Source organism: Microbacterium daqui (genome assembly GCF_050408675.1).
Classification (GTDB): domain Bacteria; phylum Actinomycetota; class Actinomycetes; order Actinomycetales; family Microbacteriaceae; genus Microbacterium.
In genome coordinates this window covers 32666-59519 of sequence record NZ_JBNTKF010000015.1, presented here as the reverse complement: position 1 = coordinate 59519, position 26854 = coordinate 32666, and the positions used below count along the sequence as shown (strand labels likewise).

The 26854-nt window shown below is 64.2% G+C and carries 28 protein-coding genes; 21 read left to right on the top strand and 7 right to left on the bottom strand.

What is annotated here, in order from left to right; all coding sequences use genetic code 11:
* Nucleotides 1-136: 136 nt before the first annotated feature.
* A complete protein-coding gene (locus ACQUSY_RS09920; protein ID WP_428904321.1) occupies nucleotides 137-532 on the bottom strand; it encodes a phage holin family protein in 396 nt (131 codons plus the stop codon).
* Nucleotides 533-636: 104 nt separating this feature from the next.
* Entirely contained in the window at nucleotides 637-822 is a 186-nt protein-coding gene (locus ACQUSY_RS09915; RefSeq protein WP_428904320.1) for a hypothetical protein, read from the bottom strand.
* Between the two features lie 303 nt (nucleotides 823-1125).
* Here ACQUSY_RS09915 and ACQUSY_RS09910 point away from each other — a divergent pair, with 303 nt between their 5' ends.
* The 6 genes from ACQUSY_RS09910 to ACQUSY_RS09885 all read left to right on the top strand — a co-directional run bounded on the left by ACQUSY_RS09910 (nucleotide 1126) and on the right by ACQUSY_RS09885 (nucleotide 9341).
* A complete protein-coding gene (locus ACQUSY_RS09910) occupies nucleotides 1126-2244 on the top strand; it encodes a histidinol-phosphate transaminase (RefSeq protein ID WP_428904319.1) in 1119 nt (372 codons plus the stop codon).
* Nucleotides 2245-2248: 4 nt separating this feature from the next.
* Complete coding sequence (locus tag ACQUSY_RS09905) at nucleotides 2249-3376, top strand: thiamine pyrophosphate-dependent enzyme (RefSeq protein ID WP_428904318.1); 1128 nt, start codon at nucleotides 2249-2251, stop codon at nucleotides 3374-3376.
* Nucleotides 3373-4353, top strand: coding sequence for an alpha-ketoacid dehydrogenase subunit beta (locus tag ACQUSY_RS09900; protein WP_428904317.1), 981 nt, complete (start codon nucleotides 3373-3375; stop codon nucleotides 4351-4353). Before ACQUSY_RS09905 ends, ACQUSY_RS09900 begins: the two co-directional genes overlap by 4 nt.
* A gap of 11 nt (nucleotides 4354-4364) precedes the next feature.
* Complete coding sequence (locus ACQUSY_RS09895) at nucleotides 4365-5690, top strand: dihydrolipoamide acetyltransferase family protein (protein WP_428904316.1); 1326 nt, start codon at nucleotides 4365-4367, stop codon at nucleotides 5688-5690.
* Nucleotides 5691-5927: 237 nt separating this feature from the next.
* On the top strand, nucleotides 5928-8300 hold the full coding sequence (locus ACQUSY_RS09890) for an alpha/beta hydrolase-fold protein (RefSeq protein ID WP_428904315.1): 2373 nt from the start codon (nucleotides 5928-5930) through the stop codon (nucleotides 8298-8300).
* A 174-nt stretch (nucleotides 8301-8474) separates the two neighbouring features.
* The gene (locus ACQUSY_RS09885) at nucleotides 8475-9341 is read left to right on the top strand and encodes a carbohydrate kinase family protein (RefSeq protein ID WP_428904314.1); all 867 of its coding nucleotides are present in this window, start codon (nucleotides 8475-8477) and stop codon (nucleotides 9339-9341) included.
* Here ACQUSY_RS09885 and ACQUSY_RS09880 read toward each other — a convergent pair.
* Nucleotides 9338-10108, bottom strand: coding sequence for a hypothetical protein (locus tag ACQUSY_RS09880; RefSeq protein ID WP_428904313.1), 771 nt, complete (start codon nucleotides 10106-10108; stop codon nucleotides 9338-9340). The genes ACQUSY_RS09885 and ACQUSY_RS09880 overlap by 4 nt on opposite strands.
* Nucleotides 10109-10220: 112 nt before the next feature.
* Here ACQUSY_RS09880 and ACQUSY_RS09875 point away from each other — a divergent pair, with 112 nt between their 5' ends.
* The 11 genes from ACQUSY_RS09875 to rpsN all read left to right on the top strand — a co-directional run bounded on the left by ACQUSY_RS09875 (nucleotide 10221) and on the right by rpsN (nucleotide 18142).
* Nucleotides 10221-11273, top strand: coding sequence for a metal ABC transporter solute-binding protein, Zn/Mn family (locus tag ACQUSY_RS09875; RefSeq protein WP_428904312.1), 1053 nt, complete (start codon nucleotides 10221-10223; stop codon nucleotides 11271-11273).
* On the top strand, nucleotides 11270-12088 hold the full coding sequence (locus ACQUSY_RS09870; protein WP_428904311.1) for a metal ABC transporter ATP-binding protein: 819 nt from the start codon (nucleotides 11270-11272) through the stop codon (nucleotides 12086-12088). Before ACQUSY_RS09875 ends, ACQUSY_RS09870 begins: the two co-directional genes overlap by 4 nt.
* The gene (locus tag ACQUSY_RS09865) at nucleotides 12085-12945 is read left to right on the top strand and encodes a metal ABC transporter permease (RefSeq protein WP_428904310.1); all 861 of its coding nucleotides are present in this window, start codon (nucleotides 12085-12087) and stop codon (nucleotides 12943-12945) included. Before ACQUSY_RS09870 ends, ACQUSY_RS09865 begins: the two co-directional genes overlap by 4 nt.
* Before the next feature lie 32 nt (nucleotides 12946-12977).
* Nucleotides 12978-13379, top strand: a complete 402-nt coding sequence (locus ACQUSY_RS09860; protein ID WP_428904309.1) for a Fur family transcriptional regulator — start codon at nucleotides 12978-12980, stop codon at nucleotides 13377-13379.
* A 47-nt stretch (nucleotides 13380-13426) separates the two neighbouring features.
* Nucleotides 13427-14398, top strand: a complete 972-nt coding sequence (locus ACQUSY_RS09855; protein WP_428904308.1) for a permease — start codon at nucleotides 13427-13429, stop codon at nucleotides 14396-14398.
* A complete protein-coding gene (locus tag ACQUSY_RS09850) occupies nucleotides 14391-15161 on the top strand; it encodes a TIGR03943 family putative permease subunit (RefSeq protein ID WP_428904307.1) in 771 nt (256 codons plus the stop codon). The genes ACQUSY_RS09855 and ACQUSY_RS09850 overlap by 8 nt, the downstream gene beginning before the upstream one ends.
* Nucleotides 15151-16542 carry a hypothetical protein gene (locus ACQUSY_RS09845; protein WP_428904306.1) on the top strand — a complete coding sequence of 464 codons (1392 nt, stop codon included), beginning with the start codon at nucleotides 15151-15153 and terminating at the stop codon, nucleotides 16540-16542. The genes ACQUSY_RS09850 and ACQUSY_RS09845 overlap by 11 nt, the downstream gene beginning before the upstream one ends.
* Nucleotides 16518-17240 (top strand): DNA-3-methyladenine glycosylase, encoded by a 723-nt coding sequence (locus tag ACQUSY_RS09840; protein WP_428904305.1) that lies wholly within the window; start codon nucleotides 16518-16520, stop codon nucleotides 17238-17240. The genes ACQUSY_RS09845 and ACQUSY_RS09840 overlap by 25 nt, the downstream gene beginning before the upstream one ends.
* A gap of 187 nt (nucleotides 17241-17427) precedes the next feature.
* Complete coding sequence (rpmB, locus tag ACQUSY_RS09835) at nucleotides 17428-17664, top strand: 50S ribosomal protein L28 (RefSeq protein WP_147825421.1); 237 nt, start codon at nucleotides 17428-17430, stop codon at nucleotides 17662-17664.
* On the top strand, nucleotides 17664-17834 hold the full coding sequence (gene rpmG, locus ACQUSY_RS09830; protein WP_217336553.1) for a 50S ribosomal protein L33: 171 nt from the start codon (nucleotides 17664-17666) through the stop codon (nucleotides 17832-17834). Before rpmB ends, rpmG begins: the two co-directional genes overlap by 1 nt.
* Nucleotides 17835-17836: 2 nt before the next feature.
* Nucleotides 17837-18142, top strand: coding sequence for a 30S ribosomal protein S14 (gene rpsN, locus ACQUSY_RS09825; RefSeq protein ID WP_428904304.1), 306 nt, complete (start codon nucleotides 17837-17839; stop codon nucleotides 18140-18142).
* A 139-nt stretch (nucleotides 18143-18281) separates the two neighbouring features.
* On the opposite strand, the gene ACQUSY_RS09820 is transcribed toward rpsN, so the two are convergent.
* The gene (locus ACQUSY_RS09820) at nucleotides 18282-19166 is read right to left on the bottom strand and encodes a hypothetical protein (RefSeq protein WP_428904303.1); all 885 of its coding nucleotides are present in this window, start codon (nucleotides 19164-19166) and stop codon (nucleotides 18282-18284) included.
* A gap of 310 nt (nucleotides 19167-19476) precedes the next feature.
* Here ACQUSY_RS09820 and ACQUSY_RS09815 point away from each other — a divergent pair, with 310 nt between their 5' ends.
* Nucleotides 19477-19764 (top strand): HU family DNA-binding protein, encoded by a 288-nt coding sequence (locus ACQUSY_RS09815; RefSeq protein WP_217336556.1) that lies wholly within the window; start codon nucleotides 19477-19479, stop codon nucleotides 19762-19764.
* Nucleotides 19765-19883: 119 nt separating this feature from the next.
* Nucleotides 19884-21857, top strand: coding sequence for a bifunctional copper resistance protein CopD/cytochrome c oxidase assembly protein (locus tag ACQUSY_RS09810; protein WP_428904302.1), 1974 nt, complete (start codon nucleotides 19884-19886; stop codon nucleotides 21855-21857).
* Nucleotides 21858-21902: 45 nt separating this feature from the next.
* On the opposite strand, the gene ACQUSY_RS09805 is transcribed toward ACQUSY_RS09810, so the two are convergent.
* Complete coding sequence (locus ACQUSY_RS09805) at nucleotides 21903-22961, bottom strand: hypothetical protein (protein ID WP_428904301.1); 1059 nt, start codon at nucleotides 22959-22961, stop codon at nucleotides 21903-21905.
* Between the two features lie 131 nt (nucleotides 22962-23092).
* Between ACQUSY_RS09805 and ACQUSY_RS09800 the strand changes: the two genes are divergently transcribed.
* Nucleotides 23093-24469 (top strand): ATP-dependent DNA helicase, encoded by a 1377-nt coding sequence (locus ACQUSY_RS09800; protein ID WP_428904300.1) that lies wholly within the window; start codon nucleotides 23093-23095, stop codon nucleotides 24467-24469.
* Between the two features lie 18 nt (nucleotides 24470-24487).
* Here the strand turns inward: ACQUSY_RS09800 and ACQUSY_RS09795 are convergent, their stop codons facing one another.
* A complete protein-coding gene (locus ACQUSY_RS09795) occupies nucleotides 24488-25141 on the bottom strand; it encodes a biliverdin-producing heme oxygenase (protein WP_428904299.1) in 654 nt (217 codons plus the stop codon).
* 57 nt (nucleotides 25142-25198) lie between these two features.
* Nucleotides 25199-25504, bottom strand: coding sequence for a DUF2470 domain-containing protein (locus ACQUSY_RS09790; RefSeq protein WP_428904298.1), 306 nt, complete (start codon nucleotides 25502-25504; stop codon nucleotides 25199-25201).
* A gap of 52 nt (nucleotides 25505-25556) precedes the next feature.
* Here ACQUSY_RS09790 and ACQUSY_RS09785 point away from each other — a divergent pair, with 52 nt between their 5' ends.
* Complete coding sequence (locus ACQUSY_RS09785; RefSeq protein ID WP_428904297.1) at nucleotides 25557-26849, top strand: serine hydrolase domain-containing protein; 1293 nt, start codon at nucleotides 25557-25559, stop codon at nucleotides 26847-26849.
* Nucleotides 26850-26854: the final 5 nt, after the last annotated feature.

Here is a 26854-nt window from a genome sequence, read left to right as displayed (position 1 = left end):
GCGCAAGACACACGCAAACGCGGTCAGTTGAGCGATGAGTCACGTCCAGCAGCAAGTACCAACACCGAGCCTGTCAGCAGACACCGTCGGCCACCACCCACACTGACAGTTGAGCGAGGACGCGACAGAGCGGGGTTTAGCGCTTCTTCAGCTGGGGGCGCAGGATGATGCCCATCACGAAGTTGATGAGCGAGATCACAACGGCGGCGGCGACGCCCCACCAGAAGTCTTCGACGCGCAGGCCCCAACCCCACGGGGTGGTGAGCCAGGCCGTGATCCACAGCAGCAGGCCGTTCACCAAGAACGAGACCAAGCCGAGCGTCAACAGGTAGATCGGAAACGCGACGATCTTGATGATCGTGCCGATGACGGTGTTGACGACAGCGAACACCGCGCCAACAGCCAGGAGAGTCAGCACGAGCTGCAGGTTTTCTGCCGGAGCGAACGGCACGATGGAAACCTTCAGCCAGGGCAACAGCGTGACAACCCACAGGGCGAAGGCGTTAATGACAACACGAGTGATGAATCGCATAGTGCCCACGAGTCTGCCACGCCGACCCTGGCAACGGCCACAGGATTCCCCGACTTAACTCGGGCTTCTGTGCGCGGTTGGGCGCGTGAACGCTCCCCACACCCCTACGAAGCGTCGACAACCTCAACGGCATAAGCCTCACGCCGCAGAATGCGCGTCGTGCGTTCGGTCAGCATTTCGTCGGCACGCGACGGGTCGGTGAAGATCCACAGATCACCCGCCGCCGCGCCATCAAGAATGATGCGTGCAGCCTCCGCCGGCTGCAGACCCGCAGCGACAAACTCCTGCATTCGGTCACGAAGCGCATCACCCGACGGCGCAGCACTCCCCTCCGGCCGGCGGTAGCCAGCTGGCGGGCCAGTGCCTCGCCAATCCCCGACGCCGCGCCCGTAATAACGGCGACATCGCCCGTTTCGATCATGATTCCTCCTCATTGAGAACGCCTCGAGCGTATGGCGATCCGCAACGAAGCCGCACGCACTGTTCCGGTCACCGGGCCACACCCCTCAACCACGACCGAATATGACGCCACAACGCCGCCGAGCGCGTAGACATGCTGACGCGGGAATAGACCGCGCAATAGACTCGCCCTCGTGACCAACGAAGCCTCAACCCCCGCTCCGGTACGTGTCCGCCCCGAAATCGCCTCGCTTCCCCCGTATAAGCAGGGCAAGCAGGCCGGCGCCGACGCGTTTAAGCTGTCGAGCAACGAGAACCCGTTTGAACCACTGCCCGCCGTCATCGACGCGATCCGTGGCGAAATCACCATCAACCGCTACCCCGACGCCTCCGCGGCGCGACTGCGTGCCCGCCTCGCCGAGAAGTACGGTGTGTCGAGCGACGAGGTGCACGTCGGCTCCGGCAGCGTCGCCCTCATCGCGCAGCTCCTGCTCGCGGTCGCCGGCCCCGGCGACGATGTGATCTTCGCGTGGCGCTCGTTCGAGGCCTACCCGGGCCTCACGCTCGTTCCCGGCGCAACGAGCGTCAAGGTTCCACTCACCGCCGACTTCGCGCACGACCTCGACGCAATGGCCGCGGCCATCACCGACAACACCCGCGCGATCATCCTCTGCACGCCGAACAACCCGACGGGCGGAACCATTTCCACCGCCGCGGTGCGGGCATTCCTTGCGAAAGTGCCGGGTGACGTGCTCGTCATGCTCGACGAGGCGTACGCCGAATTCGTCACGGCAGACGACGCCGTCGACGGTATTCGCGACGGCATCCTCACCGAATTCCCCAACGTCGTCGTGCTGCGCACGTTCTCGAAGGCTTACGGCCTCGCCGGACTCCGCGTCGGCTACGTCATCGGCAACGCACGCATTCTTGACGCCGCACGCTCGACCGCGATCCCGCTGTCGGTCACGGCGCAGGCGGAAACCGCGGCCCTCGTGAGCCTCGACAACGAGGCCCAGCTGAAGCAGCGCGTCGCCGTTCTCGTCGAACGTCGCACCCAGCTCATTTCCGCTCTCCGCGGTGCCGGCATCATGGTTCCAGATTCCGAAGCCAACTTCGTTTGGCTTGCCTTCGGCGACGACACGATGGCTGCCGCCGCCGCGTTCGAAGCGGGTGGCGTGATCGTGCGCCCGTTCGCGGGTGAGGGCCTGCGTGTCTCGATTGGTGAGGCGGAATCTATTGACGTTGTCGTGCATATTGCGCGATCCGTTGTAGATACCCTCCCAGAAGGCCACCCGGTGCGGGGGCTAGCGTAGAACTGTGACCCGAACGAATACACCCGGTCTCGTCCGCGTCCTCGCCGCTGATGGCACGTTTGCGCCGACCGAAGCCGCTGAACAGTTCCGTCCGATTATCGATGCGCTGAGCGACGCCCAGCTTGAGCAGTTCTACCATGAAATGGTCATCGTGCGCGGCTTCGACCGCGAAGCGACGAACCTGCAGCGTCAGGGCCAGCTTGCTCTTTGGCCGCCAAGCTTCGGCCAGGAGGCGGCGCAGGTTGGTTCGGCGTTCGCCGCCCGTAGCCAAGACACGCTTTTCCCGTCGTACCGCGAGCACGTCGTCGCGAAGATTCGTGGCGTCGATGTCGTTGACATCATTCGCCTGATGCGCGGACTCTCGCACGGCGGGTGGGATCCCACCGACCCGAAGAACGGCAACACCCGCATCTACACGCTCGTGCTCGGCTCGCAAACCCTGCACGCCGCGGGCTACGGCATGGGTCTCGTCTTCGACGGCAAGTGTGGCACCGGCAACGTCGACACCGACGAAGCCGTCATGGTCTACTACGGCGACGGCTCGTCCAGCCAGGGCGACGTTCACGAAGCCATGGTTTTTGCCGCGAGCTACCAGGCCCCCACCGTGTTCTTCATGCAGAACAACCAGTGGGCCATTTCGGTGCCGGTGAGCCGCCAGTCGCGTACGCCGCTGCACGAGCGTGCCGCCGGATACATGCCCTCGTTCGAGGTTGACGGCAACGACGTGCTCGCGAGCTACGCCGTCGCCCGCTTCGCTCTCGATGAGGCGCGCGCCGGCCGCGGACCGCAGGCGATCGAGGCGGTCACCTACCGCCGTGGCGCGCACACCACGAGCGATGACCCCACGAAGTACCGCACGAAGGCCGAAGAAGAGTCGTGGGCGGAGCGCGATCCGATCGCCCGCATGCGCGCTTTCCTCGAAAACCGCGGCGCGACGACGGAGTTCTTCGAAAGCGTTGAAGAAGAGTCGCGCGACTTCAGCGCCGCCATTCGTCGCCGCACGCTCGAATTGCCGAACCCCGGCCCCGAGCTCATGTTCGACCACGTCTACACCGACGACCACCCGCTCATGGTCGAGCAACAGCAGTGGCTGGCCGAATATGAAGAGTCGTTCGAAGGGGGTGCAGCATGAGCGGAACCACGATGACCTTTTCTAAGGCATTGAACGCTGGCATGCGCGCCGCCATGCAGAATGACCCCCGCGTTTTGCTGATGGGTGAAGACATTGGCCCGCTCGGCGGCGTCTTCCGCGTCACCGAGGGGCTGCAGGCTGAGTTTGGTGAGCAGCGCGTGCTGGACACTCCGCTCGCTGAGTCGGGCATTGTCGGCACCGCGATTGGTCTCGCGATGACCGGGTTCCGCCCGGTCGTTGAGATTCAGTTCGACGGGTTCGTCTTCCCGGCGTTCGACCAGATCACCTCGCAGCTGGCCAAACTCACGAACCGTCACGAAGGTTCCGTCACCTTCCCCGTGGTCATCCGTATTCCGTACGGCGGCCACATTGGCGCGGTTGAGCACCATCAGGAGAGCCCCGAGACGTACTTCGCGCACACTCCTGGTCTGCGCGTGATCAGCCCGTCGACGCCGAACGATGCGTACTGGATGATTCAGGAGGCCATCGCGTCGAACGACCCGGTGATCTTCATGGAACCCAAGAGCCGCTACTGGCAAAAGGGCGAGGTTGACCTCGAATCGTCGGCGCTCGCGACGCACTCCAGCCGCCTCGTTCGCCGCGGCACTGACGTCACCCTCGTCGGTCACGGCGCGATGGTGTCGGTGCTGTTGCAGGCCGCCGTGCTCGCCGAGTCGGAGGGCATCAGCTGCGAAGTCATCGACCTGCGTTCGCTGTCACCGATCGACTACGCCCCGATTCTCGACTCGGTGCGCCAGACCGGCCGCATGGTCTACGCGCAGGAGGCACCGGGCAACGTCTCGGTTGGTAGCGAGGTTGCCGCGACCGTCATGGAGCGCGCGTTCTACTCACTCGAAGCCCCCGTGATTCGCGTTTCGGGCTTTGACACCCCGTTCCCACCCGCCAAACTCGAGGGCACCTACCTGCCTGATCCCGACCGCGTGCTCGAAGCCGTCGACCGCGTTCTCGCGTACTGATCGGAGAAATCATGACGACTCAGACGTTCAACCTGCCCGACGTTGGTGAAGGTCTCACCGAGGCTGAAATCGTGTCGTGGCGCGTCAAGCCCGGCGACACCGTCGCCGTCAACGACGTGCTCGTTGAGATTGAGACGGCGAAGTCGCTCGTTGAGCTGCCGTCGCCGTTCGCCGGAACCATTGGCGAACTGCTGGTTGCGGAGGGCGTCACGATCGAAGTGGGTGCGCCGATCATCACCGTGACCGATGGTTCTGCAGCCCCGGCCCCAGCCGCCAAGACTCCTGCCCCCGCCGCCGAGGGAGGTGGCTCCGTTCTGGTGGGCTACGGAACCGCGGGTGAAGTGAAGTCGCGTCGCCGCAAGGTCGTGCAAGACCCGGTTATTTCGACGGCTGGTGTTATCGCGAAGCCGCCGATCCGTAAGCTGGCGCGCGATCTCGGCGTCGACCTCACGCAGGTTGCGGGCAGGGGTGCCGCCGGCGAAGTGACCCGCGACGATGTCATGGGCCATGCGTCGCAAGCGAGTGTTTTCCGCAACATTGAAACGCCGGAGTGGGGCGTCGTGCGCGAGGAGACGATTCCGGTCGCTCCCTCGGCGCCGGAAGCTCATGGTTCCGCTGCTCCGGGTTCTACGGGCGACCGCCAAGAGACGATTCCGGTGCGCGGTGTGCGCAAGGTGACGAGCGCCGCGATGGTGCGATCGGCCTACTCGGCGCCGCACGTCACCGTGTGGAAAGACGTTGACGCGTCGCGCACGATGGAGCTCGTGAAGCGCCTCAAGGCCTCGCCCGATTTCGCTGACATTCGCGTTTCGCCGCTGCTGATCATGGCTCGCGCCGTTATTTGGGCCGCTCAGCGCACGCCCATGGTGAACGCCGCGTGGGTCGACGGTGAAGATGGTGCGTCGATCGTGGTGCGTAACTACGTCAACCTCGGTATCGCTGCCGCGACGCCGCGTGGCCTCGTCGTGCCGAACATTAAGGACGCTCAGAATATGTCGCTGCGCGACCTGGCGTGCGCCCTGGAGAAGCTCACGCTCACCGCACGCGAAGGCAAGACGACGCCCGCCGAGCAGATGCAGGGCACCATCACGATCACCAACATTGGCGTGTTTGGGATGGATGCCGGAACCCCGATCATCAACCCGGGTGAGGCTGGCATTGTGGCGCTCGGCTCGATCACGCAAAAGCCGTGGGTTGTTGACGGTGAAGTGCGCCCGCGCTGGGTGACGACGGTGTCGGGTTCGTTCGACCACCGCGTTATCGATGGCGACGGCATGAGCCGCTTCATTGCCGATGTCGCGTCGATCCTCGAGGAGCCCGCGCTCCTGCTCGACTGAGTTAGACGAAAACGGGGTGTCTCCACCGCTCATAGCAGCGGAGACACCCCGTTTTCGTATGACTCGAGCGTTGCGGGAACGTGAAGCAGCGACCCCATCGCGAGCCTCCTGACCTGGCGGACGGCGGTTGACTGCTCCCCGTTGACGATTGTGGCGCCTCATGGGAGACTTGAACTCAATACGGCGTTGGAAACGTTTCCAATTTCATGCTTGATTTCGGTTCAATGAGGAGCTGTCATGCCCAAACCTCCTGCGCGCCGCGCGGTCATAGCTGCGGTCGGCGCGGCGACTCTCGCGCTTGGTGTTCTCGCAATGCCCATGTCGGCTCATGCGGCGGACGGCGGTGAAATTACTACCGGGCAGGCCCCAGCGACGGCCGCTGGCATCGTTGACTTCGCGATCTATACCCCGCCCGGATATACCGAGTCTGACGAGCGATATCCCACGCTCTATCTGCTGCACGGGCGCGGTGACACCATGGCTGCGTGGCAGCAAGTAAAAGGTGACCTTGACCAGCTCATCGCGGATGGGGAGATCGCGCCGATGATCGTTGTCATGCCCGACGCACCGTGGTCTGACCGCGGCAATTGGTACACCGATTCCCTCTACACCGGGTCGGAAGGAGCGGGCTCGCCCGTCGAAACCGCCCTCGCCACAGACCTCGTCACCTATATTGACGAGAATTATCGGACGGTCGACGATCGTCTTGCCCGGGCTGTGGGTGGATACTCCATGGGTGGAGCAGGGGCATTGCGCTTCACCCTTGCGCACCAGGAGACGTTTTCAGCGGGCCTGATCCTGAGTCCGGCTGCTTACCAGGACGCACCGCCCGCCGACTCGTCGGCCCGTGAATATGGCGCGTACGGCATTGGCGATGCGTTGTACGACCAGACCCGCTATGAGGCATTGTCATACGAGCAGGCGCTCGCCGATTTTGACCCGACGCTGCCGGTTCACTTGTACTTGGGCGTGGGCGACGACGAATGGCCAAATCCTGACCCGGTGGATGCACGTCACGATCTCGACATGGCCACACATCTTGTCTACACAGCGGCGCGTCGCACCCCGGGCGTTACCGCAGAATTGCGCGTGATGGATGGTGGCCATGACTGGGGGCTGTGGCAGCCCGCGTTCCGCGACGGCATCGTGGATCTGAACGGGTATCTCCGCACCACACCACCGCCGCAATGGGATGCCGAGCTGCTGGGGAGCGCTGGTGATGACCGCGCCAGCGGCATCCTCGAGCTCGCTGACGGTGGAACCGTGGTTGCCGTCACGGCGGCCGATACGTTTGGAGGGATCGCTACCCGCGGCGGAACGGACATTTTCGTGCAACGCCGCGATGCTTCTGGGGCAGTCATGTGGACCTCCCAGGTGGCGACCGGGGCCAACGACCGCGCCTACGGCATCGTGCCTCATGGTGCAGGTGGGTTGATCGTTGCGGGCTACACCCGATCCGATGGCACCGGCGCTCCGGGAACAAGCGACCAAGTCTTTGCCGCTGCGCTCGACGCCGACGGTCAGCAACAGTGGATAACACGCTTTGGCGATGAGGGAGCAGCCGATCGAGCCTACGCGGTGGCCTCGGACGGCGCAGGCGGGGCCTACTTGGCCGGCTACACCGGTGGTTCTGCTGCTGCGCCGAACGCAGGCGACAAAGACGTGCTGGTATTGCGCATTGGTGATGACGGAACCATGCTCTGGGCTCATCAGTTCGGCTCGACGGGTGAAGACAAAGGCCAGGGCGTGAGCCTCGCCGCTGACGGTGGCGCCTATGTGACCGGTATCGCTGGAAGCGCGATGCCGGGGGCCACCAGCGCCGGGGGCATGGATGCGTATGTCGCGAAGTACTCGGCAAGCGGTGACCAGGAATGGCTCACGCAATTCGGCACGACGGAGACCGATCAAGCGTGGGCCGCGGTGGCCCGCACTGATGGTCTGTACGTGGTGGGTCATACCAAGGGAAGCCTCGGTGCCGAGAGTCTCGGCGATCACGACATGTATGTTTCGGCGGTTGACGGAAACGGTGCGATCGAGTGGACGACGCAGTTCGGAACCTCGACAGACGACCGCGCAATTGCTGGCGTTCTGGGGGCTGACGGCGGCTTGATGGTCGTTGGTGTTTCGTATGGTGCGATGGTGGAGTCCTTGGGAAGCGTCGACATCGTGACCGCGGAAATTTCCGCGACGGGTGCGGTTGGACGGCTCACGCAGTTCGGTTCCTTTGAACGTGATGGCGCTGACGAATGGGATGACCCCAACTTGTATGCCGCCCCCGGTTCGGTCTGGCTGAGTGGGCTCACCTATGGGGCGCCGGCAGGAGCAATCAATGCTGGCTCCGGTGATGTCTTTATCGCGCACCTTCCCTACGAATCGGCGAATGAATCCGGCGCCGAAGGCCCGGGCGGCGGGGATGGCGAAGGGCCCGGAGGAGGGGCTGGCAACGACGATGAGATGGCCGGTGGTGCAATCGGTGGCGGAAGTAGCAATAACGCCCCACTCGCTTCAACCGGAACGGCGATGGTTCCAGCCCTGAGTATCGTCGCGGTCGCAGCCATGGGGCTTGCGCTCTGGCTACGTCGCCGCAGGCAGGGTGCACTATCGCACTAGTTGCGCGCGGCGGGTGGGGTGTTTGCCCTCATCCGCCGCTCGGCGGCGTGTGTGCGAAGATGGGCACCGTGTCTACCGCTCTCGCTAAGATCCCGCGACGCGCACCCCGAATCCAGGAGCTCCGCGAGCGCTTCGATGCGGCAGGCGCTCCAACCCCATCGCGAGACTTCTGACATGGCGGATTCGCCGGCACGCGTTGTGATCTTTGGCCCCGCGTCGTGGAACGAAATAGTGCTCCTTGACCATCTTCCCGAGCCCGTGCCCCACATGCAGTTTGCGCAGGATCGTTGGCACGCGGTGGGCGGAACCAGTGCTGGCAAAGCGCTGCATCTCACGTCGCCGGGGCTGGATGTAGAACTCCACACCCTGTTGGCGTCTGATGGCGATGGACGCCGTGTGGCCGACGCGCTCCGCGGTGCGGGTGTCACCGTTATGGCGCACGAAGCCGACCGCACGGAGCGGCATCTGAATCTGATGACACCGGCTGGTGAACGCGTATCGCTGTACCTCGCAACACCCTCGCTTGCCTCCGCGGAGCAGCAAGCCAATCTGCTCACAGCACTCCGTGGTTCCGATCACGCGGTCATCGACCTCACCGAAACCGGGCGCTCGCTGATCGCTCAGGTGCGGGCGACGCCAACACCGCCAACGATCTGGGTGGATCTGCATGACTACGACGGCGCAGCGGAGTTTCACGAGCCGTTTCTGCGCAACGCCGACATCGTTTTCATGAACGGCGACGCCACTGACGACCCCGAATCACTCATTCGGTCGTGTGTTGAACGCGGCCCCAAGATCGCTGTGTGCACGCTCGGAGCGCACGGGGCGATCGCGGTCGCTGACGATGGCGTCATCGTACGCACGGCCGCTGAACCCATAGATCACATCGTCGACACGAATGGTGCTGGCGACGCGTTTATGGCCGGGTTTTTAGCCGCGCACATCTCCGGCGTGCCCCTTGCTGAGAGTCTGCGGGCGGGCGGGCGCCAGGCGCTGGCCGCGCTTCAGACGAAGCACCTGCACCCGGCGCTTGCCGACTAGAAGCGACCCGACTGCAGCAGTGCCATGGTTCCGGAACCAATGGTGGCGCGCGCGGAGGGATTCTCCGCATAGTGGGTGATCAGATCGGCGAGTACCACCGGGTCGCTCGCGAGGTCGCGAGAGCCCCACGAGAAGCTTCCCGTATTTGCGAGCACGGTAGCGCGCTCAGCGGCAAACGAGGTGCCTCCGATGTTCGCCCATGTTGTCGAACCGCCAGTGCGCAGGCCTGAGAGTGTGACGCCGTCACGTGACAGCGTGAGCGAAGCGCCCGAGGCGCTGCGCCACGCGCGGAGGCTGGGCGGAATCACGAGAATGCTCACGGCGAAGAACACCACCGAGCCGAAGCGGCCAGCGCCGGAGAATATGGCGTCACCCTGATCGCCGTAGAGCTCGCCGCGGAACAGGAGCGCGATAAGGCTCGCGAGCATGATGACGCCAATCGGAGCGAGCGAACGCATCAGGGTGCGGGCGCCGACGCCAGCGTCAAACGTCACAGTGTCGGCGGTGGCCGCCACCCGCACCACGAGCGGGCGCGCGGCGCGCACCTTTGCGGCGAGAATGCCAATGCCGACGCCGAGAAGCGCGAGCGCACTGACCGCGAAGATCGTGGCCACGGGGGATCCGGTGGAGAGCGTGACAGCGCCCAGCCACACGGCGATGATCGCCGCGCCCACGAGGAGAGGTATCAGCGCAATTGTCAGCGTGTGCTTGTGTGGCTGCCAGCCGCGCCGGCCGGTGATTGTGATGGTGGTTGGCGCGGGACTCATGCGTTGCCCCGATGAGTGTTGACCATGGTGTCCCCTTACGTGATCTCGTTCCAGGGTAAAGGGCCCCTCCAGTCGAGTTGATAACGATTCTCATTAGCGTTAAGCTCGACGCATGCCCCGCGTCCTCGCTCTCTCTGCACTTGCCATCTCTGCTCTCACCCTCGCGGGCTGTTCCACTGCGCCGGCGACGACCGACGCCCGTGTGCAGGTCGTCACTACAACGAGTGTGTACGGAAGTATCGTCGAAGAAATTGGCGGAGAGCACGTCGCGGTCACCTCACTGATCTCCTCCGCTGCACAAGACCCGCACGAGTACGAGCCTTCGTCAAAAGACAAGCTCGTCGTAAACCGTGCTGACTTGATCGTCAGCAACGGTGGCGGATACGATGCGTTCGTCGCCGGGCTGGTCACGACCGATGGCATCCCGGTCATTGAGGCCGTTTCGTTTGCTCCGGACTACCCGGGCGATGGTGGTGAAGATAACCAAGGTCATGATGAGGATGAGGCCGACGCTCATGACGACGAGCACGCGCACGACGACGAGCACGCGCACGACGATGAACACGCTCACGAAGACGGGGACGCGCATGGCGGCGAAGCCGAAGCCGACCACGCGGGCCACAACCACATCGTCGGTTTCAATGAGCATGTCTGGTACGACCCTGCGGTGATCGCGGGTCTCGCCGCAGACATCGCTGAACACCTCAGCGAGCTTGACCCGCCGCACGCCGCGTACTACGAAATGAATGCCGCGGCGCTCGACGCCGACCTCGATGGGCTGACCGCTGAGATCACGGCGCTCGCGGCCGCGCAGGAGCACACCCACATCCTTGTGACCGAGCCCGTGGCGCTGCGCCTGACCGACCTGCTCGGTATGCACAACAGCACCCCCGCAGCTTTCTTGGAGGCTGTCGAAGAGGGGCAAGATGTCGCCCCCGCGACGCTGTTGGAGACCCTGCGCGTGCTCGAAAACGGCGACATCGCCGTGGTCATCGCGAACGCGCAGACCGGTGGCAACGAAACCGAGCGCATCATCGGTGACGCCGAAAAGGCTGGCATCCCGGTGCTGGAGTTTTCCGAAATCCTGCCCGATGGTCTCACCTACGTCACCTGGATGAGCCAGAACGTCGCCGCCCTCGCCGGCACATTGGAGCACGCCTCGTGAACAACCCCCTCGAGATCCGCGGCGGAGCCCTCCACCGCGACGGCCGCACGCTGTGGGCTGGCCTCGACCTCACCGTGCACCCCGGCGAGCTCATCGCTGTGCTCGGCCCTAGCGGCTCCGGCAAAACGAGTCTCGTACGCGCGATTCTGGGGCTCGACAAGCTGAGCGCCGGAACCATCAGTGTGTTGGGTGCGCCAGTTGCGGGCAAAGGTAATCGCCGCATTGGGTACATCCCGCAGCAGCGCCCACTGCCGCCAGACACCTCATTGCGCGGTCGCGACCTCATCACGTTGGGGGTCACCGGCCACCGCTTTGGCTTCCCGATTCGCCGCAAGGCTGACGCCGAGCGCGTCGAACAACTCATCGACGCCGTTGACGCCCGCTCCTTCGCTGACCGCCCCGTCGGTCAGCTTTCCGGTGGCGAGCAGCAACGGCTGCGCGCCGGTCAGGCGCTCGCTGACGAACCCGGACTCTTGCTGTGCGATGAGCCCCTCACGAGCCTCGACCTCGCCAACCAGCAGGGCATCGTCGCCCTCGTCGACGACTATCGGCGGCGCACGCAAGCCGGTGTTGTGCTCGTGACACACGACATCAACCCCGTGCTCGACTCCGTCGATCGCATCCTCTACCTCGCGGGTGGCAAGTTCACGCTCGGCACCCCGGCCGAAGTGCTCAACACCGCGGTGCTGAGTGACCTGTACGGTGCCCCTGTTGAAGTTCTTCGTGCGGGTGGTCGCCTCGTCGTCGTCGGTGCCCCCGATGCTGGCGAAGCCCACTGCCATGCCGAAGCTGACGCCCACGGAGACGACCTGTGAACTGGAATGACATTGCCGAGCTGATGTTCGGCGGCGTGCCGTTCTACGGCGAAATCGTCGGCCTGGTGTGGATGTCGATCGTCGCGGGTGCCGTCCTCGGCCTCGTTGGCGGACTCATCGGCACATTCGTCATGCAGCGCGACATGGCGTTCGCGGTGCACGGCATCAGTGAGCTCTCGTTTGCGGGTGCCGCAGCTGCCCTCCTCATCGGCGCTGACGTCGTCACTGGCTCGATTGTTGGTTCCGTCATCGCGGCGGCCATCATCGGCCTGATGGGTGCCAAGGCCCGCGAACGCAACTCCGTCATCGGCGTGCTGATGCCGTTCGGTCTCGGCCTCGGTGTGCTGTTCTTGAGCCTGTACGACGGCCGTAGCGCCAACCGATTCAGCCTGCTGACCGGTCAGATCGTGTCGGTGCAGAGCCCGCAGCTCGCCTCGCTTCTCATCATTTCGGTGATTGTGCTGATCGGCCTGCTGCTGATGTGGCGTCCGCTGCGCTTCGATTCACTCGACCCGCAGTCGGCCGCAGCACGTGGTGTTCCGACGACCGCTGTGTCGCTCGTCTTCATGGTGCTGCTCGGACTCATCGTTGCGGTCGCGGTGCACATCGTGGGCGCGCTGCTCGTGATGGCGCTCATCGTGACGCCGGCCGCCGCAGCGATGCGCGTCGCTACCGGCCCGATCGCCGTGCCGGTGCTTGCCGCGACCTTTGGCATCGTTTCCGCCGTCGGCGGTATTCTGCTGGCCGTGATGGGCACCCTTCCGGTCAGCCCGTACATCACGACCGTCAGTTTCGTCATATACATCGGGTGCCGCACTATCGGCGCGCGGCGAGACCGCGTCACGCGCCTGCCGTAACCGCACTCAGGAATCCTCAGTAAGCTCAGATCATGGCTCAGCGAAACACGTGGCAGCGCGAACGAGTGCGTGAAGCACTCGCAGACGCGGGCGGTTTTGTGAGCGCGCAGGCGCTCTATGCGGCGCTCCGCGAAGACAACACCGGCATTGGTCTGGCAACCGTCTACCGGGCGCTCGCATCACTCGCCTCCAACGGCGACGCCGACTCGCTGCAGAGTCCCGAGGGCGAATCGCTCTACCGTGCATGCTCGTCGGCCGGGCACCACCACCACCTCATTTGCCGCCGCTGCGGACGCACCGTTGAAATCGCGGCGACCGACGTAGAACAGTGGGCGCGCTCAATGGCCGCGGCACACGGCTTCACGGAGGCAGAGCACGTCGTCGACATCTTCGGTCTGTGCGCATCGTGCGGGGCGGCCCGCAGCGACTCGTGACCGCAACGCGTTCTCCCTCGGCATCATCCACGCGATCGACGGGTCGTGTGGCCATACTGATCGGCATCGGGCTCGCCGTCATCGCCGCGCTGGTCGCGATCGACCTGTGGGCGCCGACGCTGTTCAGCGTCGACCTGCCTGACCGCGCACAAGACGGACTCACCCTCGCGCTGAGCGTGCTCATCGAGGCGCTGCCGTGGGTGATCCTGGGCGTCACGCTCTCGATCGCGGTGCAGGTGTGGTTGCCGTCGGGCGTGCTCGAACGACTTATGCCAAAACGGGCATGGGCTCGCCGTATGGTGCTTTCGCTCCTCGGCGTCGTGGTTCCGGTGTGCGAGTGCGGCAACGTTCCGTTCGCTCGCGGACTCATGATGCGCGGCTTCACACCTGCCGATACCCTCACGTTCTTGGTTGCAGCACCGATCGTCAACCCGATCGTCATCATCACAACTCACGCCGCGTTTGGCTGGGACGGCGGCATTCTCATCGCCCGTTTGGTCGGCGGATTCGTGGTGGCAAACCTCATCGGCTGGGTGTTCTCCCGCCACCCGAACCCCGACGCCCTGCTCACCGAGAAGTTCCTCGCGACGTGCGATGCCGCCCACCACGCTCACGGCGCGAAGACCGAGCGCACGCTGACGCAATTCATCATCGAGCTGCGCGCCGTGATGCCAGCACTCGTCGTCGGCTCGGCTCTCGCGGGCGCCGTTCAGGTGCTTATTCCGCGAGAGGCATTAATCGCGATTGGGTCTAATCCGGTGCTCTCGATCGTCACGATGATGATGCTCGCGATGATCGTCGCGATCTGCTCCAACGTCGATGCGTTCTTCGCGCTCTCGTTCGCAAGCACGTTCTCATCGGGCTCGATCGTCGCCTTCCTGGTCGTCGGGCCGATCGTCGACGTCAAGATGCTCGCGCTCATGCGCACCACGTTCACCACCCGCACCCTCGCGATCATCGTCGCGATCGTGCTGCTGTTTGCCTTCGTGCTCGGAATCGGGGTGAACCTCTTTGTCTAACGCATCGATGTCTCCCGCCTCGTCGCTCGTGACGCGCCTGCTGGGCGTCGGCGTCACCGCCGCGATCGCCGTTGCCACGATTGTGCTTGCCGTCACCGGCAACCTCGCGCTCTACATCAACCCGGACGGTGCCTGGTTCGCCATCGCGATGGCGGTGCTCGCGCTCGTCGGGTGCGTCGCGTCGTTTGCGATTCCGCTGGGCCGTGAGGCTGAGCATGACCACGATCATGGTGACGCGACGCAGAAACCGGGGCGCCGCATCGCGGGAACGGTGGCGGCTGCCGTGGGCGGAACCATTGCTGTCGTTGTCGTGGCGGCAGCACTGGTTCTGCCGCCGGCTTCGCTGTCTGCCCAGACCGCGATGGACCGCGACCTCGGGGTCACACCGCTCTTTGGCGGCGACGACGTCATCGCGCTCGCCACCACGGGCGATACCGCGACCTTCGGCGTTGGCGACTGGGCGAGCGTTTTCGCGACGGCACCCGACTCGCGCCTGTATGAGGGTACGACCGTCACGCTCACCGGGTTCGTTACTCCTTCAAAGGCTGACGGCGCGATGCAGCTCACTCGCCTCGTCGTGACGCACTGCGTGATCGACGCGCAACCAGCCAGTATTCCGCTCGTTGAGCTCGCGAGCGGCCCCGAAACGGGGCAGTGGGTGAGCGTCGACGGCATCGTCGAAGCGAATGCGAACGGCGCCCTTGTCGTGCGCACGACGAGCGTGACCCCGATTGATGAGCCGGCGGATCCGTATGAGTACTGAGCAGCGCCGCCAGCGCAATCGGCCCACGACCGCCACGTTCTGGCGTCGGGTGACGGCCGTTGTCGGGGCACTCGCGCTTCTCGCGGGGGTGGGTGCCGCCGCGGCGCTCATTCAGGGTCCGCGCCTCACGAACGTGACGTTCGATGGTTCCGCGGCGATTGAAACTTCCGGCACACGCCTTACCCTTACGACCAACCAGGCGCTCGAGGGCATCACTGCCGACGACGTCACGGTCACCCCGGCAACGGACTTCACGGTCGATGCGCAGGGCCGCAATATCGGGGTGCGCTTTACGTCACCGCTCAACGACGACACCACTTACGCCGTGCAGATCGCCGGTGTGAGTGCGGTCGGTGGCGGCCCCGAGGTCACGCTCGAAACCAGCGTCACAACCGCACCAGCCTCCATCGTCATGCTGCAACGAGAGGGCACGGGCGGGTTCGACATGATCGTCGCGATGCCAATCGACGGTATGACGCGCGAGACGATCTTCACGCACGAGCACATTGAAGAGGTGCGGGTCGCTCCCGATGCTCTCGTGATTCTCGTTGAGGAAGACGAGCGCAGCGCCATCATCATCACCGATCGTGACGGCACGAACCCGCGTTACGTCACGCTCCCTGGCGACGGCTACGTCACGAGCCTCCAGGTCGCGCACCGGGGCGGCGCGTTCGGCTACCTCTTCACCGACCGCGAACTGACCGAAACGTCAGGCCGCGCGAGCATTCTTTACACTGCGTCAGTTCATGTCCCTGAAGCGACACCGGTCGAACTCGAGCTTGCGAGCACAGACCCCTCGGTGGGGGACTGGATGTTCGTACCCGACTCCCAGAGCATCCTCGTGGTCACCTTCGCTGGCGACCTGCTGCTTGCCGAGGGCGAGAGTTCGGCACTCCTCGGAACCGCATATGCGATTGACGGCATATCCCGCGGCACGTACGAAGCGATTATCGATCGCTCGGGCGTTCCGGTCGGCGTCAACCTGCAGACCGGTGTTGAAACCCCGATCGAGCTCCCGGCCCTGAGCGGCACCCCGGGCCCGGTCGAACCGGCTGCGAACGGCGGTCAGCTGTGGGCGGTGACGCAGCGTGACGAGGCGGGAATGCCCACGGGCCACGCGATCGAGCTCGTTGCCGCCGATGGTTCCGTGCGCTCCGTCGTCGTCAACGAGAAGACCGAGCCGATTCTGCAGTTCTGTGTGTCGCCGAGCGGGCAGTACGTGGCCGCGATCGTTGCGCCCGACTACGCGAACAACCCCTACGACACCTACACGCGGCCCATGCCGAAGACCGTGACGCGTATCGTCGACGTCACTGATGGCTCCGTCATCAGCGAATTGAACGGATTCGATGTCTCATGGTGCTCGCGCAGTCAGCTTTAAGGCCAGCGACCCGCGCCGACCTGCTCGGCTACGCGGTCGAGGTCGCGCCCACGTTGCTCGGCGGCGTGCTGCGCGTCACGACCGATGACGGCACGGTCGCCGTGCGCATCACCGAGGTTGAGGCGTATCACGGGCAAGGAACGGGCGATGTTCCTGACCCCGGCTCGCATGCCCGCATGGGCCGCACCGATCGCAACGCCACGATGTGGGGCGAACCCGGACACCTTTACGTCTACCTCAGTCACGGCATTCATTCGTGTGTCAACGTGGCCGCCGGCCCCGAGGGGCGTGGCGACGGCATGCTGTTGCGCGCCGGTGAGGTTATTGAAGGGGTGGAGCTCGCCCGCGAGCGTCGCAGCCTGCCCGGCCCTGGCGGCCCGCGCATGCCCCGCGACCGCGACCTCGCGCGCGGGCCGGGGCGGCTCGGCCAAGCGATCGGCCTCCGGCATCCGCGTCACGATGGCATCGACGCGATCGCGCATGCGCCCCAGGCGGGTGCCGTCGCTGAACTCCTGCTCCGCACGGAACCATTGGCTGCGTTCTCGACGGGGCCCCGCGTCGGCGTCGCGGGTATCGCTGGCACGAGCGCATTCCCGTGGCGCTTCTGGATCACGGACGACCCGACCGTCTCGCCCTTCCGGCCCGGCCGTGGCGCAACCGAGCCGCTCCCTGGTTCCGCGGCCCCTGGTTCCACGTGAAACCATCGCCGGCGCCCGTTCAGAGAACGCCAGATCCCGTGCTAAACTGATCCCTTGTCTGCGGGCACTCCAGCACGCAGTTCGTACATTCCCTTCCTTCTGACTCAGAAATGAGTGGTGGAAAGGCGTGTGCAGACAAGGGATCTTGGGTGAAGCCGTCCGGCTTCACGGTACAGAAGGAGACACCATGGCAGCAGTGTGCCAGGTGACAGGAGCTGTTCCCGGCTTCGGTCACAACATCAGCCACTCGCACCGCCGGACGAAGCGTCGCTTCGACCCGAACGTGCAGAAGAAGACCTACTACGTTGCATCGCTCGGTCGTAAGATCACGCTCAACGTTTCGGCTAAGGGCATCAAGGTTATTGACGCTCGCGGAATTGAGTCGGTCGTTAAGGACCTCCTCGCGAAGGGTGTGAAGCTCTAATGGCGAAGAAGGCTCAGGACGTACGTCCGATCATCAAGATGAAGTCGACGGCTGGCACGGGTTACACCTACGTGACCCGCAAGAACCGTCGCAACAACCCCGACCGTCTGGTGCTGAAGAAGTACGACCCCGTCGTACGCAAGCACGTTGAGTTCCGAGAGGAGCGTTAAGAATGGCTAAGAAGAGCAAGATCGCTAAGAACGAGCAGCGCAAGGTCATCGTCGAGCGCTACGCCGCTAAGCGCCTGGAGCTCAAGAAGGCTCTGGTTGACCCCACCTCGACCGACGAGCAGCGCGAAGCTGCCCGCCTCGGCCTGCAGAAGCTGCCCCGCAACGCTTCGCCGGTGCGCGTTCGCAACCGCGACGTCATCGACGGTCGCCCGCGTGGTCACCTCTCCAAGTTCGGTATCTCCCGTGTTCGCTTCCGCGACATGGCTCACCGCGGTGAGCTTCCGGGTGTTACCAAGTCGAGCTGGTAAGCACTTTTCACAAAAGGGCGTCTCCTTCGGGAGGCGCCCTTTTGGCATTCCTGACGGCGTTCCTGTACTTGTGGTTCCTGCACCAACGACAAAGGCTCCGAGCGCCGTCAGGCAGGCTCGGAGCCTTTGTGCGTAGGCGTTACTCGGAGTCGGTGGACTCTTCGTCGGTCGGCTCACCGGACTCTTCGATAGCCGGGGTGCCCTGTGCCCAGTCTTCAGCGACGAAGGGCTCTTCGCCGCGAACGACCTTCTCCCAGTTCGCGGGGAGAACGTAGTCGGCGTAGCCGCACTCCTTGAGCTCTGCGGGCAGCTGGAGCGTCAGGCGCTCCTTGCCGGCGTCGCGGGCGTCTTGCGACGTGCCGACGTAGATCTGGCCGTCTTTCGATTCCTTGTTGACTGCGGAGACCGCGGCGCACAGGTGGTAGACACTACCGCCCTTGGTCCACGTGACTTCGTCTTTGCCGGTGATGGCGTGCACGATGCCGGTCTCGGCGGTGTACTGCTCCACCGACGGCGCGTTCAGGCTCAGGCCAAAGTAGCCGGCGACGAGTGCGACTACGATACCGACGGAACCGGCGATCGCCTTCTGCTTGCCGTCCATGTTCTTGTTCGTGAAGATCAGGATGATGAGCGGCAGGAAGGCGATGATCGTCATGATCAGGCCCAGCTGGTTCTGGATGAAGAAGCGAACGGTGTCTTTCTTCGATGCCGGGTCAAGCTTGTTGGCGTTTTTCCAGAGGAGCGAACCAGCGATCGCCAAGATGCCGATGACGACGATCATGACGATCAGTAGCCACATCTTGACCGGTACCTGGCGGAGCACGTAGAAGATCGTGAATGCTTCGCCGGCGATCGCGAGAATCCACAGCACGAAAGCGATGATGCGGAAGGTCGTGGCCTTCTTCTTCGCCTCAGCCGTGGGCTTCCAGGTGGCCTCAGCCCCCGTGGCCGATGCCTCTGCTGACGAGGGCGTCGACGACTCGACGCGAACGACCTTCTTGTTGGACTTGGGCGCTTGGGCCACGGTTACCTCCGAAATGCAATGTCAACCGCCCCTATCCTGCCGCATAACCGGGGGTTTCGCCGGGTGTACAGCGGGATCGACACACATTGGTGACCTGGAGCCATAACGAGCAGTCACATCAGTCACATCAGTCCCAAAAACCTCATTTTTCACGCGACACGCTGTCAAAAATCGTGAAAACTCGCGGAAAACCGGGCGAGTGTCCGATTCCATTGGTACATTCAAGGCGGTCGATCGACCACCTGGGGGCGAAAGCCCGCAGACCACAAGCAATAACAGGCGGCGAAATGTCGCCGCTGGAGGACAACACATGGCTGACAAGAACATCACCAAGACTGAGCTCGTCGCAAGCATCGCTTCGGCAACCGGTCAGAGCCAGGCTTCGGTGTCGGGTGTTCTCGACGCACTGTTCGCTACGGTTTCTGACGCTGTTGCTAAGGGTGCGAAGGTTTCGATCCCGGGTTGGATCGCGTTCGAGCAGGTCGACACGTCCGCACGCACGGGCCGCAACCCGCAGACCGGTGCAGAGATCAAGATTCCTGCTGGCAAGCGCGTCAAGGTGACCGCTGGTTCCAAGCTCAAGGCAGCTGTCAAGTAATTCAGCTTTCTGAACAGAGGGTGTCGCATCGCGCGGCGCCCTCTGTTGTTTTCTCTGTGGTCACGCACGCCGGGCACGTGACGGGCGAGCACCCAGGGGCGAGCGCCTAGGCTAGAAGGGTGAAACCGCGCACGTTGCGGGCCCTCGGCCCGGTGATTCTGATCGTCGCGGCTGTCGTCGCTATCGTGATCGGACTCGCCTATGGCCAAGGCGCGGCACCGCTTGACCTCGGTGACCCCGGCCCCGTGGCCCGCTGGGGCCTGCCGATCGCGAAGATGTTCGTCAACCTTTCGCTGGCGGCAGCTCTCGGCGCGCTCGTGATGGCCCTGTTCTCGTTCAAGCCGGGCGACCGCGCTTACGACGTACTGCTCGACACGGCGTCATTCGCCGCCGGTCTGCTGACGGTGTCAGCGGGTACCGCAGCGTTCTTCAACTTCGTCCTGGTTTTCAACCCGCAGGTTTCACTCGGCCCCGACTTCGGGCAGCAACTGGGCCGCTACCTCACCGATAATCCGCTCGGAACCGCGTGGCTGCTCACGACGATCGGTGCGGCCGCGCTGACGGTGCTGACGTTCGCGTGGCGTTCGTGGCTCGCGACGCTCTTCGCCGCCGTCCTCACCGTCGCGGTCGCGATGCCCATGGTCACGCAGGGCCACGCTGGCGACCTGGCTAACCACAACCTCGCGGTCTCGTCGCTCGGCATGCACGTCATCGGTGCCGGCGTCTGGGTCGGTGGCCTTCTCGCGATCGTCATCGTGCGTCCCCACGTGAAGAACATCACCACGGTGCTGCTGCGGTACTCGTCGCTCGCACTCGCAGCATTCGTCGTCGTCGCCCTCAGCGGTGCCGTTCGTGCCTTCACCGGACTCGGCGACTGGCAGTACCTGTTCTCCCCCTACGGTGTGCTCGTGATCGCCAAGGTCGTAGCCCTCCTCGCCCTCGGCGTCTTTGGTGCGATGTACCGCACCAAGCTCATCGCCAAGACCGACTCTGCAAAGACGGCAGCGCCGTTCTGGGGCCTTGTCGCCCTCGAACTTGCTGTGATGGGTATCGCGAGCGGTGTGGCCGCGGCTCTTGCCCGCACACCGTCTCCTGTGGCGCTGCTGTCGACCGGTGTCTCGCGCACGCCCGCAGAGCGCCTCACCAACGCACCGCTGCCGCCCGAGCTCACGATCGACCGCTGGTTCTCCGAGTGGAACATCGACATCCTGTGGCTGTCGTTCGCCGTTGGTGGCATCGTGCTGTACCTGATGGGTGTCTACCGTCTGCACCGCCGGGGCGACCACTGGCCGATCTACCGCACGGTCCTGTGGATTCTCGGCATGCTGCTGCTGATCTGGGTGACCAGCGGACCGATCAACGCCTACCAGGCCTACCTGTTCAGCGTGCACATGATGGGCCACATGTTGCTGGCCATGGCGATTCCGCTGTGCCTTGTCTTTGGTTCCGCGATCACCCTGCTGCTTCGCGCTGTCGACAAGCGTCGCGATGGCACCCGTGGCGTGCGCGAATGGGTGATGTGGGCAATCCACTCGCCGTACTCCAAGGTCATCACGCACCCCATCGTTGCCGCCGCCATCTTCGTCGGCTCGCTGTGGCTGTTCTACTACACCGACCTGTTCCGCTGGGCACTGTATGACCACCTCGGTCACATCTGGATGGTCGCCCACTTCTTGATCTCGGGCTACCTGTTCGTGCTCACCCTTGTTGGCATCGACCCGATTCCGTTCCGCTTCCCGTACGCGGGCCGCCTCATCACGCTCGTCGCGGTCGCCGCGATGCACGCCTTCTTCGGCATGGCCATCATGATGAACGAGGGGCTGATGGCCGCCGAATGGTACGGCTCGATGGGTCGCACGTGGGGCAATACGCCGATGGCGGATCAGTACGTGGGCGGCGGCATCGCGTGGTCGATCGGTGAGATTCCGACGCTCATCACCGGCATCGTTATCGCGATCCAGTGGAGCCGCAGCGACGAGCGCCTCCAGCGCAGCCGCGACCGGCACGCTGACCGCACGGGCGACGCCGAACTCGAAGAGTACAACGCCAAGCTCGCGTACATGGCTGAGCGCGACGCCGCCCGCGGCAAGTAGCCGCACGACGCATGGCGGCGCTCGCAGCGCAACTGAATGGTTCCGCTAGTCCAGCGCGACGGCGGAGATACTGATCGACGCTTGCCCATCGGGCGTCATGCGAATCGCGCCGCGCATCGTGAACGGCACGTCTTCAACGCGCTCCCACGTTGACCCGTCGTAGAGCGACTTCATTTCGACGGTGACGGTCGCGACCGCGCTCACCTCCGGGATGAGCCAATTGGAACCATCGGGTGCGACGGTGATGGCCGGAAGTTGCGAAATGGTCCAGGTGGGCAGGTTCGCGATGCGGTTTTCGACCGTGAGGCCAAACGGGCAATTCGTGGGCTGCAGAACCTGTTGTGACGCGCACTGCGTGACGAGGAAGTCGTTCACGCGCTCTTGGATAACCTCGACGAACTCGGGCGTCGGCTGCGTCTGTACAACTACCGGTACCGATGTGAGCGGCACGTCGGCGAGCACCGCGGTTCCGCTCGCCGTGGAGATCGCGGTGTCGACAGCGACCGAATACAGGCCGGGGGAGAACACCAGCATGGGGATCGCCTCGGAGGGAATCGCGTCGACGCCGTCGATGGAGACCTGGCGCTTGTCGACCGTGAACCCGTTGATGGAGTACGACATCGAACCGAAGACGGTGAGATCGATCACGCCGAGCGGGGTGCGGGCGAACTTCCATCCCGGCGCCAGCCCCTCCCAGCCGTTCTCTTGCACGGCGAACGTCGTGGTTCCGTTGACACCGCCGGCGGTGTACGAAGCGGTCACCAAGACGAGATCGCCATCGGTGCGCTCAGAGACGATTTCAATGTTGCTGAGTGGTGCGAGGGCATCACGGCGAAGGAGGGCGTCGGAGGCTGCGGGGTCGATGCCAGCTTCTTCGAGCTCGGTGGAATCAACGCTCACGCCGGGTACGACAAGCGCGTCAGCGGCGCGGCCTTCGCTCAGCAGCATCAAATATTTCTCGACAAACGCGCCCGGGCCGTAGACGTTCGTGTAGAGCAGCTTGTAGCCAAAGAAACCGCCCACGGCGAGGAGCACTCCGGCCAGGGCCAGGAGTGTGAGGTCACGCGCGAGTCTGCGCTTGCCGCGGCGTTGCTCTGGCTCCACGAGAACAGTCTAGGGATTCGCGCCGGTGCAGAGCCTGAGCGTTGAGTGGTGGTCTCTGATGGTGTGAATCGCCGCGGCGCGGCGCACACCCGGGCAACTACGATGGAATGAAGCCCAGCTGAAGGACAATCGTGAACCTCCCACCCCTCTCGGCGGAACAAGAAGCCGTGTTCCGTCTGATTGAAGACACGCGTGAGCATGTTTTCGTGACGGGGCGTGCGGGCACCGGTAAGTCCACGCTGCTTCAGTACTTGGCGTGGAACACGTCGAAGCAGATCGCGATCTGTGCGCCGACGGGTGTTGCGGCGCTCAACGTTGAGGGCCAAACGATTCACTCGCTGTTTCGCCTGCCGATCGGCTTGATCGCCGACAGCGAGATTGAGCAGTCTGACCCGACCCGCAAGATTCTCAACGCCATCGACACCCTCGTGATCGACGAGATTTCAATGGTCAATGCTGACCTGATGGACGGCATGGACCGTGCCCTGCGCCAAGCGCGCGGCAAGCGCGGCGAACCATTCGGTGGCGTGCAGGTCGTTATGTTCGGCGACCCGTATCAGCTTGCCCCGGTGCCGCCGCGCGGCGATGAGTTGCGGTACGTGCAAGACCACTACCGCTCGTTCTGGTTCTTCGACGCCCACGTGTGGGCGGGCAAGGCGAGCGACGCGGGCATGCTCGACATCGGAACCCCGGGTGCGCCGCTGCACATCGTCGAGCTCGTCGACATTCACCGTCAGTCGGACGACGGTTTCAAGACCATGCTCAACGCCGTGCGCTACGGCCGCGTCACCGCTGATATCGCGGGCGTTCTGAACACGCAGGGCGCGCGCACGCCGTCGGATGACCCGGAGAACCCGGTCATCACGCTCGCGACCCGCAACGACATCGTCAACAACATCAACCGTCGCCACCTCGCCGCCCTCCCCGGTCGCGAGCAGACGGCCGTCGCCGAGATCAACGGCGAATTCGGCCGGGGCGAAGCGAACTATCCCGCCGACGCTGAACTCAAGCTCAAGATCGGCGCGCAGGTGATGTTTTTGCGCAACGACATTGGCTCGTTCCCGGAGCCGCCGCGGTACGTGAACGGAACCATCGGAACCGTCACGCGCATTTCCGGAGATAGCGTGCGCGTCGATGTGGATGGTGATGAGTTCGACGTCGAGCCGACGGTGTGGGAGCGATTCCGCTACGCGTACAACGCGTCGACGAAGCAACTGAAGCGCGACATCGTCGCGGAGTTCACGCAGTTTCCCTTGCGGCTCGCGTGGGCCGTGACGATCCACAAGTCACAGGGCAAGACCTACGACCAGGCGATCATCGACCTGGGTTCGGGCGCGTTCGCGCCGGGGCAGACGTACGTCGCGCTGTCACGCCTGACGAGCCTTGACGGACTTTACTTGTCGCGTCCGCTTCGCCCCAGCGACATTCGCGTCGACCCTGACGTGCAGCGCTTCATGGCCGGCGTCCGCCGCTCTCAGCAAGCGACCGCTCGCCCCGTCACGTCGTAGCGCGACTTATGGCTGCCGTTACGCGACGGCGACGGTGTGCTCGGCCCAGAGCTCGGTGAAGATGTCGGTGTTGAACTGGTAGGCGGCGAGCACTTCGTTGATGATGCGCTCCTTCTCGTCTTCGCTCCAGCCAGCCTCATCGAGTTCGGTGCGGTACACGTCTTTGAACGCGCGCGGGTCGGCAATGTCGCCGAACAGGTAGAAGCCGATGCCGTTCGTCTCGAAACCGAACTGGCGGGCGACGACACGGCCGATGTAGATGCCGCCCGAGAGGTCACCGAGGTAGCGGGTGTAGTGGTGTGCGACGTAGCCGCCGGCCCACGTTTTGCCGACCTGTTCGATGCGCTCGACGTAGCGCTGCGTTGCGGGCAGAGCGACAATCTCGTTGCGCCAGTTGTCACCGAGCAAGAATGCGAGGTCGGTCTCGAGTGCCGGAATGCGCGTCAGCTTGTCGCTGATGAAGCGCGCTGCGATCGGGTCGTTGCGCATGCGCTCGGTCGCCTCTTCGAGCGCGAGGTAGATGAAGTAGTGCTGTACGACGAGCGCCGTATAGTCTTCGCGGCTGAGTTCGCCCTTGAGCAGGCTCGCCATGAAGCCCGCGCCTTCGCTGTCAGAGTGCGCGCCAGAAGCGCGGTCGCGAATGGCGGCAGAGAAAGGAATGAGTTCAGCCATGCCTCCATAGTAAGGCTTGGCTAACCTCACTCGTCGCCCGAGGTTTCGATGAACGGTCTATTCGTGGGGTCGCGGTTCCACACCGAGCCGCTCGCATGCAGCGTCGTACAGCGCGACAACCTGCTTGCGCACCTGCGGGCGCTCCGAAATGGAACCACCGGGCCAGGCAACGGTGATCTCCCGCGGGCCGTCGGGGGTCGTTGCTGTCCACATGGCTTCGTCACCGGTGAAGCCGGTCATGACCGCGTCGGTCGCATCGGCCGCGCCAAACGCACGCACGATGAGCAGATTATCTGCGGTGTGGTCGGCGTTCAGGTGGCGCAGGACGCCCGCGATCACGGCGTCGTCAAAACGAAAGGTCATGGTCACAGCCTATGCTCGGGGAGAAAATGCGCCTACACCGTAGACTCAACGGGTGACTGTATCGGTGAATGCAAAGCGGAGCCGCGCCCGGCGGATGGGCCGCGTGCTCGCGGCGACCCTCGTGACGGCAAGCCTCGCTCTGAGCGGTTGCACCTCCGACAAAGTCGAGACGCTCGATACTCCTGCGCTCGCCGAGGGCAACTTGCCCGCCGAACTGGTCGCGTCAATGGAAAGTGTCGTCAATACGGCGATCGCAGGTTCCGGTGCTTCGGGTGCCATCGTAGGCGTCTGGGTGCCGTGGAGCGGTTCTTGGGTTGCCGGAGTCGGAACCACGGAGCTGGGCGGATCGAAGCCCATGGATCCTGACATGACGTTCCGCATTGGCGAAATTACTCGCGCGATGACGTGTGATGCGCTGTACGGCATGGTGGCTGACGGCACGGTTGAACTGAATGACCCGGTGACGGACTATGTGTCGGGTGTTCCGAACTTGAGTGACGTCACTCTCGATCAGCTCTGTGACTCGACGTCGGGCCTTACCACGATCGCGCCGGCCACGAAGAGCCGCATGGTGAGCTCGCCGGAGCGTGAATGGTCTGCCCGTGAGCTCGCGAGCTTTGGTCTGGGCCGTGGCGTCGTCGCGGCTCCTGGCGAGCGGTTCGTCAACTCCGATACCGGATACCTCCTCCTCGGTCTTGCGCTGGAGCGCGCTTCGGGGTTGACCCCGCAGAAGTACCTCGAGAAGTACGTAACCCTGCCGCTTGGCCTCGAGAATACGTCTCTGCCGGGGGATGCCGCGGCTGCGCCGAGCAAGGGTGGCCCTCACGGGTACCTGACGTCGAACGGGCCCGAAGGTTGGCTCTGCGCCTCGCCGACGGACCTCACGAAGATTTCCGCAACGACCGGCTCAACCGATTCGGGTGTTGTCTCAACCATTACCGACCTCGGGCAGTACGGGCTTGCTCTCGCCGAGCAGACGCTTGCGCAGGGTAAGGAAACTGGGCGCTATGACGCGCCTCTCGCCATCGCAGACTCCCTGCCGGCATGGTCTACGACCATAGGTGGCGTGCAGTTCTCAGACAGCATGGTCGGTTATGCCGGTTCCACCCTCGGATACGCGAGCGCGGTATGGTCTGATCCGGCAACCGGCGTGACCGTTGCTGTCATGGTGAACAACTCCACCAACGGCGCCGGTATTGTGCGTTCGCTGGCCTTCCAGCTCGTCGCGCTCGCGGCGACCGCTCCGGCAGCCGGCAACCAGACGGTTCCGGAGTTTGGAATCCCGTGGACCGCTGAGGCGGAGGCTGCCACCATCCAAACCAGCGCCATCTGCCCGATCCCGTAGCGCAG